The organism is Variovorax sp. VaC1, assembly GCF_043658315.1.
Taxonomy (GTDB): Bacteria; Pseudomonadota; Gammaproteobacteria; order Burkholderiales; family Burkholderiaceae_C; genus Variovorax.
In genome coordinates, this window is sequence record NZ_JBIGLT010000009.1 from 1 (window position 1) to 13,770 (window position 13,770).

Below are 13,770 nucleotides of genomic sequence, written 5' to 3' on the forward strand. Positions count from 1 at the left end.
CGTGGCCACCGCATCGCCGCCCTGGGCGCCGACGCCCGGGATCAGCAGCGGCCCCGTCGGCGCCAGCGCGCGCCCGCGCTCGACATCATGGAAGTGGCGCGCGCCGACAGCTCGCGCCGCCTGTCGCGTGCGCCGCTCGAAGGCGCGCGCATCGACAGCGACGATCACGAGAAGGCGCCGACCTACTGGCCGGGCTACGCATGGGCCGCCGCCACCAGCGTGGCGCTCACGCTGGTCTGCACGCCGCTGGCCAGCGTGCTCGAACTGTCGAACATCGTGATGCTCTTCCTGCTCGGCGTGGTGGGCGTGGCGATGCGCTTCGGCCGCGGGCCGTCGGCGCTGGCGGCATCGCTCAACGTGGCGGCCTTCGACTATTTCTTCGTGCCGCCGCGCCTGTCGTTCGCGGTGAGCGACGTGCAGTACGTGCTGACCTTCGCGGTCATGCTCGGCGTCGGCCTGCTGGTGGGCCAGCTCACCGCCGGGCTGCGCTTTGCGGCCGGCGTATCGACCAGCCGCGAGCGGCGCGCACGCTCGCTGTTCGAGCTGACGCGCGAGCTGTCGGCCGCGCTGGAAAGCTCGCAGGTCGTCACGCTGGGCGGCGCCGCGGTGCGGGGCCACTTCGGCGGCCACGCGCTGGTGCTGGTCACCGATGCGGCCGACCAGCTCGTGATGCCCATCGATCCGCCGGAGGGCTTCGACCCGCAGGTGGCCGACTGGGCCTTCCGCCACGGCCAGCCGGCCGGCCTGGCCACCGCCACGCTGGCGGCGCAGACCTGGCACTACGTGCCGCTGCAGGCGCCGATGCGCGTGCGCGGCGTGCTGGCGCTGTCGCCGGCCCAGCCGCGTTGGCTGCTGATTCCCGAACAGGCACAGCAGCTCGACACGCTGGCCCGTCAGATCGCGATCGCGCTGGAGCGCGTGCACTACGTCGAGGTGGCGCAGCAGGCGGTGGTCGAGATGGAATCGGAGCGGCTGCGCAACGCGCTGCTCGGCGCGATCTCGCACGACGTGCGCACCCCGCTCACCGCGCTGATCGCGCTGGCCGAATCGCTGCAGACCCTGCCGCCCGCCGAACATGCCGACGCCGCGCGCGCCATCGTCGCGCAGGCGCACGAGCTGCATGCGCTGGTCAACAACCTGCTCGACATGGCGCGTCTTGAAAGCGGCATCGCGGGCGGCGCGGTGAACCTGCGGCGCGATTGGCAATCGGTGGAAGAAGTGGTGGGCTCGGCCATTCGCGCGGCGCGCACCTCGCTGGGCAACGTGGTGGTGCAGACGGCGCTCGACCCCGAGCTGCCGTTGGTCGAGTTCGATGCGGTGCTGATCGAGCGCGTGCTGGTCAACCTGCTCGAGAACGCCACCAAGTACGGCGCGCCACCCATCGTGGTCGGCGCCCGCGCCGAGCCCGGCACGCTGGTGCTGACGGTGCGCGACCACGGCCCCGGCCTGCCCGCCGCGCTGCTTGGTCATGAACAGAAGCTGTTCGACAAGTTCACGCGCGGCGAGGTCGAGTCGGCCACGCCGGGCGTGGGGCTTGGCCTGGCGATCTGCAGGGCGGTGGTGAGCGCGCACGGTGGTGAGATCACCGCGGCCAATGCACGCGATGGCGGTGCAGAATTCACGGTCACCCTGCCACGCCGCGAGCCGCCCGAACCGGCCGAAGCCCAACTCTGAAGCCATGCCATCTCCCACCGCCATCGTGATCGAAGACGAGCCGCAGATCCGCCGTTTTGTGCGCGGCGCGCTCGAGGCCGAAGGCTGGCTGGTGCACGAGGCCGGCACGCTGCGCGATGGCCTTGCGGCAGCGGGAACGCGCCAGCCCGACCTGCTGGTGCTCGACCTCGGGCTGCCCGATGGCGATGGGGTGTCGCTGATCCGCGATGTGCGTGGCTGGTCGGCCGTGCCGATCATCGTGCTGTCCGCGCGCACCGATGAAGCGGACAAGATCGCGGCGCTCGATGCGGGCGCCGACGACTATCTGACCAAGCCCTTCGGCACCGGCGAATTGCTGGCGCGGGTGCGAGCGAATCTGCGGCGCCCACGAGCGGCGGGTGGGGGCAGTGATGAACCTGCGGAAGCACTGTTCCGCTTCGGTGAGATCGAGTTCGATCGCGGTGCGCGCATCGTGCGCCGCGCCGGTGAAGAGGTGCACTTGACGCCGACCGAGTACCGGCTGCTGTCGGTGCTGGTCGCCAACGCGGGTCGCGTGTTGACGCAACGCCAACTGCTGCGCGAGGTGTGGGGCCCATCGCACACGGACCAGAGCCACTATCTGCGGATCTACATGGGGCATCTGCGGCAGAAGCTGGAGGCCGACCCTGCGCAGCCTCGGCATCTGTTGACGGAGACTGCTGTGGGGTATCGGTTGGTGGTCTAGTTTTTTCGACCGCCGACCGCTGGTTGTTGGCTGTGTCGATCGGGGGCGCGGCGATGGGCGCTGTGCCCTTGGGCGGCCGACGTCACCGGCCGCTTCGCGGCTTCCCTGCGCTGCTCACGACGGGCGGGGTCTCGCAGAACTCGCTTCGCTCAAACAGCTGCGAGCCCTGATCCGCCCGTCGCTCCGCTGCTCGGCGGTGCCTCAACGGCCACCCAAGGGCACAGCACCCATCGCCGTGGTCAGAGCGGTTGTTGATCCCTCCTCTTCGGAGTCCGTTCCCTGTCTTGCTCCCTCTCCCTCCGGGAGAGGGTTGGGGTGAGGGCAGTCGGCCTCGAAGAAGTGCAGTGTTCTTGTTAAACCCCTGAGCCCGGTATGCGGTGCGGCGCGGTCAGCCCCTCTGGGCAGCCGAGGAGCGCAGCGTTTCGCGGATCAGGGCTCGCAGCTGTTTGAGCGAAGCGAGTTCTGCGAGACCCCGCGAAATGCGAGCACCGCAGGGAAGCCCGAAGGGCCGGCACAGCGGGGCTGACCGCGCCGTGCCGCGTACCGGGCGCCTCCCCAAATAACACTGAAGGAGCCTCCTGACCCAATCTCATTACTTTCAGTCCCTCACTCATTACCGTCTTCAAGTCTCCTGGCTCAACACTGTCCCCTGTCCGAATGCCCGGACAAAAAACAGGAGAGCAGATTTGCACATAGTGATCATCGGCGCAGGCCTTGGCGGCCTGTGCCTCGCACAAGGACTCCGTCGACGCGGCATGTCCTTCGCCGTCTACGAGCGCGACGCCGCACCCGACAGCCGGCCACAAGGCTTCCGCATCAAGATCGACCAGGCCGGCCAGCAAGCACTCGAAGTTTGCCTGCCACCCGCGTTGAACACGCGCTTCAAGGAGACCTGTGCAATCCCCGTGAATGGCGTCAACCTCATCGGCCCGAACCTCGAACCCGTGAGCGAACGATGGGTCGCATCATGGCAGCGCGCCGGTGGCGACGATGCTCCCGTGGGCCGCGTGGAAGACGTGAACGCCGACCGCCTCGCGATGCGCCGCGTGCTGCTCAGCGGCATCGAAGCGCACGTCCATTTCGGTCGCGCATTCACCGGCTACGAGCGCAGCGGCGGTGTGCTGCGCGCACGCTTCGAGGATGGCAGCGTGGTCGAAGGAGATGTTCTCGTGGCCGCCGATGGCGTCAACTCCGCCGTGCGCGCGATGCGCCTTCCTGACGTGGTGCCGCTCGACACCGGATCGACCTGCATCTACGGCAAGACCCTCTTCAGCGCCGACACCGCATCACGCATCGCGCCGCTGTTCCACACGAAAACCTCCGTCGCATTCGGCGACCGCCTCGCGGTCATCGTCGACCCGATGAAGTTCAAGCGAGAGGCGTCGCTTCAGCCAGTCGGCGACTACCTCTACTGGGCCATGATCGGCCCGAATGACCGTCTGAACCCCGATGACGACGCTGCTGCGCCACCGTCAGACCCGCGCAACCGCGCACACGCCATCGTGCTGTCCCGCACCGCCGATTGGCATCCAGGGTTCCGTGCCCTCTTCAAGCTGGCCGCGCCCTCCGACGTCGCCATGCTCCCGATCCGGACCATGACCGCGCCGCCCGCCTGGACCACAGACGGCGTGACCGTGCTCGGCGATGCGATCCACGTCATGAGCCCTGCTGGTGGCCTGGGCGCGAACACCGCATTGCACGACGCCGCCACGCTCGCCGAAAAGATGGGTACGGCATTTGCCAATCGCACCTCCGTAGTGGCGGCAGTCGCCGAATACGAAGCGGCCATGCGCGACTACGCACGCGAGGCCATCCAGCAATCGAACGAGGGTGCACAACTGTTGTTCGGCGCGGTGGCTACGTAGCGACAATCGGCCGGCATGAACACCACGATGAAACGCGTCGGCAGGGCCTGGGTTGTTGGCGCATCGATGGCGTTGCTCGGCGCGACAATCCATGCGGCGCTGCCATCGCAGCCGCTACAGATCGGCGAAGGCGCCACGCTCCGCATCGCGCCTGCGCCGCGCGTAAAGCTGGCCTCCGGCGCTTCAGTGAACCTGAAATGGAGCCCGGCGCTGAAGCGAGCCATTGCCACGTCGGATGATGTCTTCGTCGCCGGTGCAGCAACCTTCCAGCAAGACGGCCACACCTACTTCTACCTCGTGACCCAGGAGCCTTCGCGAGAGAACCGTGGTGCCGGTTACTGCGGCGCAGGCACGGAAGACATCCTTCGCCTCATCGAGATAGCGAAGCCACCGCTGCACCTGATCGAGCGCGACAAGCTGCTCCTGCAAAGCTGCCTCGAATCGATAGAACTCGACGACGCCAGCGGCGCCTCGCTGCGCAAGCAACTGGAAAGCCGCACCGATCCGCAACACCTGACGCTCACCTGGTCAGAGCATCCCAAGTTCGGCTCCGCACCCAAGCGGGTGACGGTGCGCGACGGACGGCTCGCACTCGAATAGACGCCGTCGCGCATCGAGCGCAGTCGTGGTGTCCGGCCAACATCGCGCTCACGCACAACTTGCCTTCTGCCTTGCCTGCAAACACAATCCGCCCCACCATGAAATTCATCCAGGCCATCGAGGCGAGCATCGCCACCCACTGACATCGCCCTCGATCGCGTTCGGAAGGCGTTGCGCCTTCCGGTCTCCAACCCCGGCAGGTTCGTCCCTCCGGGGTTTTGTTTTTTCTGCGTTCCCATTCCATTCACACCATGCGTACCTACGACAAGCTGATCGCCACGATTTCCGTCCGCCGGAGCGTGGACACCGTGCGCCCGGGCTCCGGCCGCAGCAACAGATTGCACGACACCGTTCGTCGCTAGCCCCAAGGCGAATCTCGCCTGGGGCTGGCGCAAAGCCAACCAGGCATGCGAGGCGCGCAGGACGCGCCTCGATTCAAAGAAAGAGATTCGTCATGAACCCGAAACCCAGGAACATCCGCAACATCGGCATCATTGCCCACGTCGACGCGGGCAAGACCACCACCACCGAACGCATCCTGTTCTACGCCGGCGACAGCCATCGCATCGGCGATGTGAGCAGCGGAACGACCCGCACGGACTTCGATCCGCAGGAACGCGCACGTGGCATCACCATCAGCAGTGCGGCTGTCACGGTCCACTGGAATGCGACCCAGATCAACCTGATCGACACGCCCGGCCACATCGACTTCAACATCGAGGTGAACCGTTCCCTGCGTGTGCTCGACGGTGCCGTGGTCGTGTTCGACGGCGTTGCCGGCGTGGAGCCGCAGACGGAAACGAACTGGCGCCTCGCGGACAAGTACCGCGTGCCGCGCATCGCTTTCGTCAACAAACTCGACCGGCTCGGTGCCGACTTCCTGCGCGTGGTCGCGATGATGGAAGAACGCCTGGGCGTGAAGGCCGTGGCCGTGCAGTTGCCCATTGGCGCGGAAGGCGACTTCCGTGGCGTGATCGATCTGGTCGGCATGCGCGCACTCGTCTGGGACAAGGACGATGCCAGCCAGCCGTACCGCGTGGCCGAGATTCCTGCCGATTCGTTGGCTCTGGCGCAGCGCCATCGCGCGCGGCTCGTGGAGCTTGCGGTCGAACAGGATGAAGCGGCAATGGTCGCGTATCTGAATGGCGAAGAGCCGACGGCCGACGTGCTGCACGCGTGCATCCGCAAGGGTGTGCTGGCTGGTGCGTTCGTACCGGTGTTGGCCGGTTCGGCGTTCCGCAATCGCGGCGTGGAGCCCCTGCTCGATGCCGTCGTGGACTGGCTGCCGAAGCCCGGCGAAGTAGAGATGGCGTGCGATCCGGCGGCACCGTTCGCGGCCCTCGCATTCAAGGTCGTCACCGACGACCACGGCGCGATGGTGTTCGTGCGCGTCTACAGCGGCAGGTTGCGGCGTGGCGACACGATGCTCAATGCCACGACGGGTCGCAGCGAACGCGCGGCACGGCTGTATGAAGTGCATGCGGACGACCGCATCGAACGCGACGAACTCGTGGCCGGCGACATCGCGGCCATCGTCGGGCTGAAGGACACGCTGACCGGCCACACCCTGTGTGACCGGAACCATCCGGTTCATCTGGAAGAGATCAGCGTGCCCGAGCCCGTGATCCACATCGCGATCGAAGCGAAGGCGCAGGCCGATCAGCAAGGGCTGTCGAAGGCATTGCAGGCCATGTTGCGGGAAGACCCGAGCCTGCAGCTTCGACAGGATGCCGAATCGGGCCAGACGATTCTTTCGGGCATGGGTGAGTTGCAGCTCGAAGTGTCGATCGAGAAGTTGCGCGCGAAGTACGGCATAGACGTGTCGGTGGGCCGGCCCCAGGTCGCCTACCGTGAAACGATTTCAAGAGAAACGGAGGTGCACCATGTGCACAAGAAGCAGACCGGCGGCCCCGGTCAGTTCGCGGCGCTGACGCTTCGTCTCGCGCCGCAAGCGCGCGGCGAAGGCATCGCTTTCGAGAGCCAGGTGGTGGGCGGCGTCATTCCGCGCGAGTTCATTCCCGCGGTCGAGGCCGGCATCCGCCGAGCCGCGCAATCGGGCGTGGCCGCCGGTTTTCCGTGCGTGGACTTCGTGGCCACGCTGGTGGACGGCAGCCACCATGAGCGCGATTCGTCCGCGATGGCTTTCGAGCTGGCGGCTGCCACGGCATTCCGTGAGGCGGTTGTCAGGGCGGGGCCCCAGGTGCTCGAACCGGTGATGGCCGTGGAGGTCATCACGCCGGCCGACTACCTGGGCGATTGCATCGGTGATCTGCACCGACGCCGTGGTTCGATTCGCGGCCAGTCGATGCGCGGCAATGCGGCCGTCATCGATGCGCATGTGCCGCTGAAGGAGATGTTCGGCTACATCGGCAACCTGCGCGCGCTGTCTTCGGGCCGCGCGCAGTACACGATGCAGTTCGACCACTATGCAGTGGCGCCTGCGAGTGAAACGGCCGGGCTCGTGAAGAGCTGATGGCCTTGAAAGGGCGGTCCTTGTGGGCCGCCCTTTTTTCATGTCAGGCCGTCAGGCCCTTGTTCGGATTCAGCAGGAACTTCTCCCCCGTCGCCTGCTTGCCATACACCCCGATCGCATCGAGCTGCAGCGCCTCGACCAGCGAGACTTCCCGCGTGTACTTGCTTGCGAACGTGGTCTTCAGTTCCGCCACCACGCGTGCCTTCAGGCGTTGCGTGCCTTCATCGCCGAGCTTCCCGAGGAACGGGAACAGCAGCCAGCCGCCCATGCCCCATGCCATGCCGAAGTTGCGCACGAACTCGGTCGGGCTGCGGTCGAGGCCGCCGTAGATGTAGACCTGCTTGTGGGTGGTCGAGCCGTAGCGGCTGTATTCCTTGGCGGTGCGGTTGATGGCCGCTTCCATGCAGCCGAGGATCTGGCCCGCGAGCTTGCCGCCGCCGGTAGCGTCGAAGGCCAGCGTGGCGCCGGTGTCGACCAGCGCCTGCGTCAGGTCTTCGAGGAAAGTGGGCGACGTGGCGTTGCACACGTGCTTCGCGCCGAGGCCGCGCAGCAGCGCTTCCTGTTCGGGCTTGCGCACGATGTTGACGAGGTCGATGCCGTCCTTCTGGCAGATCTTGTTGAGCATCTGGCCGAGGTTGGAGGCGGCGGCGGTGTGCACCAGCGCCTTGTGGCCTTCTCGCCGCATCGTCTCGACCATGCTGAGCGAGGTGAGCGGGTTGACAAAACACGAAGCGCCTTCGGCGGCCGTCGTGCCCGGCGGCAGTTCCATGCACTGCGCGACGGCAACCGCGCGGTACTGCGAGTACATCGCGCCGCCGATGGCGGCCACGGTCTTGCCGAGCAGTGCCTGCGCGGCCGGCGACGAACCGGCCTTGACGACCACGCCCGCGCCTTCATTGCCGACCGGCATCGACTGGTCGAGGCGCCCGGCAACGAAGGCGCGGGCGCGTTCGGGCACGGTGGCGGTAACGACGGGGCGCTCGGCCGTGCCGGATGCCTTGGCAGTGCTCATGTCGGCGGCGCCGAACAGCAGGGCCAGGTCCGATGGGTTCATCGGCGATGCCTCGACGCGGATCACCACCTCGTGGGCCTGCGGTTCGGGGATCGACTCGTCGTGCAGCGAGAGTTCGAGTTCGCCGTTCGAGCGAACGAGGGAGCGGATTTGCAGCGCCATGGAAGTAGCCCTTGAAGAGGTTCGTTCGGAGATGGCCGGTGGCCACGGGGCGGCCAGTATAGGAGCGGGGTGCGAAAGCCGCAGGCGCCTTCAGGACACCATGGGAATGGCCTGGGCATGGGCCAGCGCGTGGCGCATCTTCGGCGGGTCGAGCCGCTCGATGTAGCGCGGGATGTTGCGCCACAGCGTGTGGTAGCCGTAGCCGCCGCGCAGCATTTCGTGGCGCGCGCTGTCCTTGTCCCAGTCCTGCACCGCCATGCGGTAGACGGCGGCCACCACGCCGGTGCGGTCGGCGCCGTGCATGCAGTGGATGAGCACCGGGCCGGTTTTTTCTGCCTCGCGAATGGCGACCAATGCGCGCAGCACCTTGGCATCGTCGATGGACCAGGTGTTGATCGGCACGCGCAAGAGGCGGATGCCGGAGCCGGCAAACACCTTCTTGTCGTCGTTGAAGGAGCGCAGGCTCACCACGGTGCGGATGCCCAGCGACTGCAGCGCGGCCATGTTGGCGCGCCGGGGCTGTGCGCTGCGGTACAGCGTGGGTGTGATGCGGTGCAGGTTCTCGACCCGCAGTTCGTCCAGCGGGTCGGCCCAGTGGCCGGGGCGCGGGTCGTCGATCTTCGGTGTGGTCATTTCTTCTTTCGGCGCCAATGCCGGGTCACCACGATCAGCAGCGCCACCGCCAGGCCGCCCCAGTAGTCGACCGGCGCGCCCCACAGCCAGTGCTTGTGCCAGAAGGCATCGACCGGGTTGAAGCGGGCCCAGCCGAAGGCCGGGTTGATCATGAACCACATGAAGTCTTCGCAGACCCAGAACACGATCAGGCCCGCGAGCGCAAGGCCCCAGTCGCGCAGCTTCCAGCGCCCGTTGAAGGCCAGCGGCGAGAAGAACACCAGCGCCATGAAGGTGAAGACCCAGGCGTGGTAGCCGGTCATGGCGCGGCCGCCCCAGAAGATGTCGAGCCAGATGCTGTTCTCGATGCGCCATGTGGGCAGCGAGGTGGCCCAGCCCGCGCCGCCTTCGATCTGGATTTCTGCGTTGGCAAAGAAGAAGGCCATCACGACCACCCAGACGAGGTAGCCGAGCGTGCGGCCCACACCCGTCTTTTCGACCTCGCCGCTCACGCGCCGGCACCCAGCACGTGTTGCAGCACGGCCCGTGCGGCCTGCGGCTTGCCGAGCGCGCGGCTGCGCGTGGCCATGTGTGCGAGCTTGGCGGGGTCGGCCATCAGGCGCGCCACCTTGTAGTCGAGGCCGATGGCGTCGTAGGCAAGCCATGCGGCGCCTTCTTCCATCAGGAAGCCGGCGTTGTGTTCTTCCTGCCCCGGAATGGGCGAGATCAGCAGCATCGGCTTGCCGAGCGCCAGGCATTCGGACACCGTGAGGCCGCCGGGCTTGGTAACCACCAAGTCGGCCGCGGCCATGAGCTTGTGCATTTCGTTGGTGAAGCCGATGGCCACCACGCGGCCCGGATGGCGCCGGGCCAGCGCCTCGAGCTTGCCGTGCGCCTCGACGTTGCGGCCCGCCACGGCGATGACCTGGAAGTTGCCCTTGTTGCCGTCCTGCCCGCCCAGGCCGAGCACGCGCTCGACCATGCTGGGCAGGTCGCCCACGCCGGCGCCGCCCGAGGCCATCAGCAGGATGGGGCGCGACGGGTCGAGGCCGAGTTCGGTCGCGCAGGCGTGGCGCGCGAGCGCCGGCACGTCGGGCTCGGAAAAGCCGGGCATCACCGGGATGCCGGTCACGTGGATGCGCTCCGGCGGAATGCCGCGCGCCCGCAGGCGGAAGGCCACTTCTTCCGTTGCCGCGAGGTAGCCCGCCATGCCCGGTACCAGCCACATGTTGTGCAGGTCGTAGTCGGTGATCTGCAGCCACACGGGGTAGTCGATGCGACCCCGGTTGCGCTCGCGCATCAGCAGCTCGGCCGGCAGGAAGTGGGTGCAGATCACCGCGTCGGGCTTCTCGCGGCGGATCTCGCGCACCAGCGCGCCGGTGCTCAGGCGCTCGATGCCGCGGCGCAGCCGTTGCGAAGGCGCGTGGTGCGGCGTGACGTCGGTGCGCTGATGGAGGTACGACCAGAGGTCGGGCGCGCGGTTCACGAGCTGGATGTACCAGTCGGTGTAGACCTTGCGAAAGCCTCCGGCCACATGGGCCATGGCGTCGATGTGGACCGCCGTGCAGGGCGGGGCGAGGGTCTGGGCGGTGGCGGCGAGCGCCTGTGCTGCACGCACATGTCCGTTGCCGGCACTTACGCTGAGGATCAGGAGTTTGGTCATGGATTCGGCAGTCTGCGCGGATTATGGCCATGCCGTGTGGCAGTGCTGGCTGCGGCTGCCCAGGTCGCTGCTTGCGGGGTGATGAACTCCTCGACTTGAACGCTGTTGTTGCTCTTGGCGCTGCTGTTCAGGGCGGCGCCCACGCCGCCGGCGCGGGCGTTGTCAGAGCAGTTATTGATCAGCGATTCACTAGCAGCGTGCCCTCGTGCGAATGGCCCCGGGTGCTCCCCGCAGCGAAATAAAGGAGGAGCGAAGCGGGGGACATTCGCGGAGGGGAGTACCCGGTGTCATCCGCACGCGCCCCGAACAGCAGCGCCGCGAAAGACCAGAGACACCTCAGAGCGGAGCGCGCGAAGTCACGAACTGATTGACACCAACGGCCGCACGCTCGCGAATCGCATCGAAAGTCGTGCTCGCCACGATGCGCCCGTTCTCGAACACCGTCTGCAGCAGATCGACCTGGTCGGCTGCAAGCGTTTCCTCGCGCAATGTCTGCACCTCGCCACGTGCGTTCTGCACGAGCGCGAGCCGACCCTTCTTCGATGCCTTGCTCACATCGCCCACCGGCGACTTGTAGACATCGCGCCACTCGCCGTTCACCTGCATGGCCGAACACTTCATCGCCCATTGCATCGTGTCGCGGTTCACCTGCTGCAGCAGCCCGCCGCCCATGCCGAAGGAGATGTTCTCGGTCGAGAACCCGTTGTGGAAGAAGTTCGACAGGCACAGCCGCAGCGAATCGAGCGTCACGCCGTCGCCCTGGATGATGCGCACGTTGTTCAGCACGCGAAAACCCTTGGCATTGGTCGTGGTGCCGAAGCGATCGGCCAGGATCTGCGCCACCTTCAGCGTGGTTTCGGCCGGGTCGCCCGAGTCGGGCCGCACCACCAGCGTCGCGCCCGAGCCCACCACCTTCGCCTTCAGCTCGTTGCCCCAGATGCGCGCGCAGGCATTGAAGATGTCGTAGCTGTCGCTCACCACCGCGAAGGTCGCGCCGGGCTTGCCGAACTGCTCGACCATGTTGCTGTACGCATCGGCCTCGTGGTCGCGGCCCCAGCCGGTGATGGTGCTGTGCTCGGCCGCGGGAATCGAGAAACCCGCCACGTCGCAGTCGTAGTAGCGGCGCGCGGCCACCAGCGCGGCCAGCGTGTCGGTGCCCATGAAGTTGACCAGGTGGGCCATGCCACCGAGCGCCGCCGATTCGAGGCTCGACACACCGCGCGCGCCGAAGTCGTGCAGCCGAAAGGCGATCTGACCTTGCGGGTCGTCGCAGGTCGCTTCGAGGTAACGCAGCAGCGTGGTGCGCGCGGCGGCCGACAGCGTGGCCACCGTGGTCGGGTACCAGATGGCGCGCAGCAGTTCGGTTTCGAGAAAGCTCGTGACCCAGAAGAACTCGGGGTCGGTGTTCTCGATGGTGGCCAGCACGTTGTGCACCGGCAGCACGCTGCCTTCGGGCACGGCGCGGATGCGCACGGGCATCAGGCCGCCGTGCTTCTCGATCAGGCGCAGCCAGCCTTCGCGGTTGAAGGGCTCGCCGTGCACCGCCATCAGCGCGGCGGCTTCATCGACATCGGCCAGCGTGACGGGCGTCTGCAGGTACTCGCGCAGGTACGCCTGCAGGCCGAAGAAGAGCGAGTGGCTGAAGATGCCGCCGCGCGATTCGATGTAGCTGTACACCGTCTGCGTGCCGGGCGGATATTGCATCCAGTGCGACACCTTGTAGGAGTCGGTGCGCAGCAGCAGGTTGTTGCCCAGGGGCGAGGAGGTGAGGTTGCGGTTCATGTGAAAGCTCCTTTCACTGTGGCACCCGTCAACCGGGTGCCGTTCTTGCTGACAAAGCCTGGTCGTTCAGTTCTTGCCCAGGCCACCCAAAAAATGATTCGCGATGAAGAAGTGGTCTTCGTAGATGCGGTCCTGCATGTCGAGAAATTCTGCGATCGGCACCCAGCGCACCTCGGCGGCATCGTCGTCGGCGCGCACGTCCGAAAGACCGGTCCACTGGTTGTGCGCCAGCTCGAAGAAGAAACCGTGCGTGATCGTGCGGCCGCGCTGCGAGCGGTCGGGCGCATCGAACACATGGCTGGCCTTCATGCTGCCGTTGAGCACGGGCACGGGCACCTTCAGCCGGGTTTCTTCCTTCAGCTCGCGGACGGCCGCGTCCTGCAGCCGCTCGTGCTGGCCGACGAAGCCGCCGGGCAACGCCCAGGTGCCTTTGCCAGGATGGAACTTGCGCTGCACCAGCAGGATGTGGCCGGCCTCGACCACGATGGCATCGACCGTGGTGTAGATGGGCGGAAAGTCGCTGCCCGCATAGCGGTACTTGTCGCGGTAGTCGACAAGAAAGGCGCGCTCTTCGCAAAGCTCGGCGTAGTCGCCGGTGTGCGTGAACTGTTCGAGGAATGCGGCGGTGCCGTCGGGCAGGTCGGCGCGTGCGAGCTGGCCGCGGTTCTCGGGGTCGAAGTAGAGGCTGCGCACGTCGGTGGCGTTCAGGCTCTCCACGTTCTGGTGGGCCACGAACTCCCAGTGCGGGAACAGCTTGAGGTAGTAGCTCGATGCGTCCTTCAGGTGGCCCACCAGCGCCACCTTGGCCTTGGCGGGCGCATGGCCGTCCTGCTGGATGAGGCGCTCGACGGCCGACTGGATCGACGCGATCCAGAGCTGGTCGTTGTAGGGCGAGTCGCCCACGCCGACGACGCTCACGCGCATCTGGTCGGTGCTGCGCAGGCAGGCGCGCACCATGCGTTCGCGTTCGTCGAAGGTGAAAGGGTTCTTGACGCTGCGCGGTGTGCGGGCGGAGCCGACCACCACGATGACCCGATCGGCGGCGCGAGAGGCCTCTTCGATGAGTCGTTGGTGACCGAAATGAACGGGCTGGAAACGCCCGATGACGATGGCGTACTGGTACTTGCGTGTGCTCACTTGGGAATCCCCCAAAAAGGGCGCGATCAACTCGCGCTTGCGGTCAGGATAGCACCGGGGCCGGGGATCGATCAAGCCATTCTGGCG

Annotated in this window: 11 protein-coding genes; 5 read left to right on the forward strand and 6 right to left on the reverse strand. The window is 66.8% G+C overall.

Features of this window, described 5'->3' with window-relative positions:
* The 5 genes from ACGLHS_RS29715 to fusA all read left to right on the forward strand — a co-directional run.
* Positions 1-1,674: DUF4118 domain-containing protein (locus tag ACGLHS_RS29715; RefSeq protein ID WP_394485415.1), on the forward strand; the 1,674-nt coding region annotated here is incomplete at its 5' end.
* Between the two features lie 4 nt (positions 1,675-1,678).
* Positions 1,679-2,377: a two-component system response regulator KdpE gene (gene kdpE, locus ACGLHS_RS29720; RefSeq protein ID WP_093243150.1), complete on the forward strand. Its 699-nt coding sequence runs from the start codon at positions 1,679-1,681 to the stop codon at positions 2,375-2,377.
* 695 nt (positions 2,378-3,072) lie between these two features.
* Positions 3,073-4,242 (forward strand): FAD-dependent oxidoreductase, encoded by a 1,170-nt coding sequence (locus ACGLHS_RS29725; protein WP_394485661.1) that lies wholly within the window; start codon positions 3,073-3,075, stop codon positions 4,240-4,242.
* A gap of 15 nt (positions 4,243-4,257) precedes the next feature.
* Positions 4,258-4,842 carry a hypothetical protein gene (locus tag ACGLHS_RS29730; protein ID WP_394485416.1) on the forward strand — a complete coding sequence of 195 codons (585 nt, stop codon included), beginning with the start codon at positions 4,258-4,260 and terminating at the stop codon, positions 4,840-4,842.
* A 454-nt stretch (positions 4,843-5,296) separates the two neighbouring features.
* Positions 5,297-7,315: an elongation factor G gene (gene fusA / locus ACGLHS_RS29735; protein ID WP_394485417.1), complete on the forward strand. Its 2,019-nt coding sequence runs from the start codon at positions 5,297-5,299 to the stop codon at positions 7,313-7,315.
* A gap of 43 nt (positions 7,316-7,358) precedes the next feature.
* On the opposite strand, the gene ACGLHS_RS29740 is transcribed toward fusA, so the two are convergent.
* From ACGLHS_RS29740 to ACGLHS_RS29765, 6 genes are all read right to left on the reverse strand, one after another.
* Positions 7,359-8,489 carry a zinc-binding dehydrogenase gene (locus tag ACGLHS_RS29740; protein WP_394485418.1) on the reverse strand — a complete coding sequence of 377 codons (1,131 nt, stop codon included), beginning with the start codon at positions 8,487-8,489 and terminating at the stop codon, positions 7,359-7,361.
* A gap of 90 nt (positions 8,490-8,579) precedes the next feature.
* Complete coding sequence (locus ACGLHS_RS29745) at positions 8,580-9,122, reverse strand: tyrosine-protein phosphatase (RefSeq protein ID WP_394485419.1); 543 nt, start codon at positions 9,120-9,122, stop codon at positions 8,580-8,582.
* Positions 9,119-9,613 (reverse strand): hypothetical protein, encoded by a 495-nt coding sequence (locus ACGLHS_RS29750; protein ID WP_093243166.1) that lies wholly within the window; start codon positions 9,611-9,613, stop codon positions 9,119-9,121. Before ACGLHS_RS29750 ends, ACGLHS_RS29745 begins: the two co-directional genes overlap by 4 nt.
* On the reverse strand, positions 9,610-10,764 hold the full coding sequence (locus ACGLHS_RS29755; RefSeq protein WP_394485420.1) for a glycosyltransferase: 1,155 nt from the start codon (positions 10,762-10,764) through the stop codon (positions 9,610-9,612). Before ACGLHS_RS29755 ends, ACGLHS_RS29750 begins: the two co-directional genes overlap by 4 nt.
* 336 nt (positions 10,765-11,100) lie before the next feature.
* A complete protein-coding gene (locus tag ACGLHS_RS29760; RefSeq protein ID WP_394485421.1) occupies positions 11,101-12,546 on the reverse strand; it encodes a nicotinate phosphoribosyltransferase in 1,446 nt (481 codons plus the stop codon).
* Positions 12,547-12,612: 66 nt separating this feature from the next.
* The gene (locus tag ACGLHS_RS29765) at positions 12,613-13,683 is read right to left on the reverse strand and encodes a bifunctional nicotinamide-nucleotide adenylyltransferase/Nudix hydroxylase (protein ID WP_394485423.1); all 1,071 of its coding nucleotides are present in this window, start codon (positions 13,681-13,683) and stop codon (positions 12,613-12,615) included.
* Positions 13,684-13,770: the final 87 nt, after the last annotated feature.

Excerpts from the sequence above, each read along its gene's own strand:
- kdpE (WP_093243150.1), top strand. The coding sequence starts at position 1,679 with ATGCCATCTCCCACCGCCATCGTGATCGAAGACGAGCCGCAGATCCGC.
- ACGLHS_RS29730 (WP_394485416.1), top strand. The coding sequence starts at position 4,258 with ATGAACACCACGATGAAACGCGTCGGCAGGGCCTGGGTTGTTGGCGCA.
- fusA (WP_394485417.1), top strand. The coding sequence starts at position 5,297 with ATGAACCCGAAACCCAGGAACATCCGCAACATCGGCATCATTGCCCAC.
- ACGLHS_RS29740 (WP_394485418.1), bottom strand. The coding sequence starts at position 8,489 with ATGGCGCTGCAAATCCGCTCCCTCGTTCGCTCGAACGGCGAACTCGAA.
- ACGLHS_RS29745 (WP_394485419.1), bottom strand. The coding sequence starts at position 9,122 with ATGACCACACCGAAGATCGACGACCCGCGCCCCGGCCACTGGGCCGAC.
- ACGLHS_RS29755 (WP_394485420.1), bottom strand. The coding sequence starts at position 10,764 with ATGACCAAACTCCTGATCCTCAGCGTAAGTGCCGGCAACGGACATGTG.
- ACGLHS_RS29760 (WP_394485421.1), bottom strand. The coding sequence starts at position 12,546 with ATGAACCGCAACCTCACCTCCTCGCCCCTGGGCAACAACCTGCTGCTG.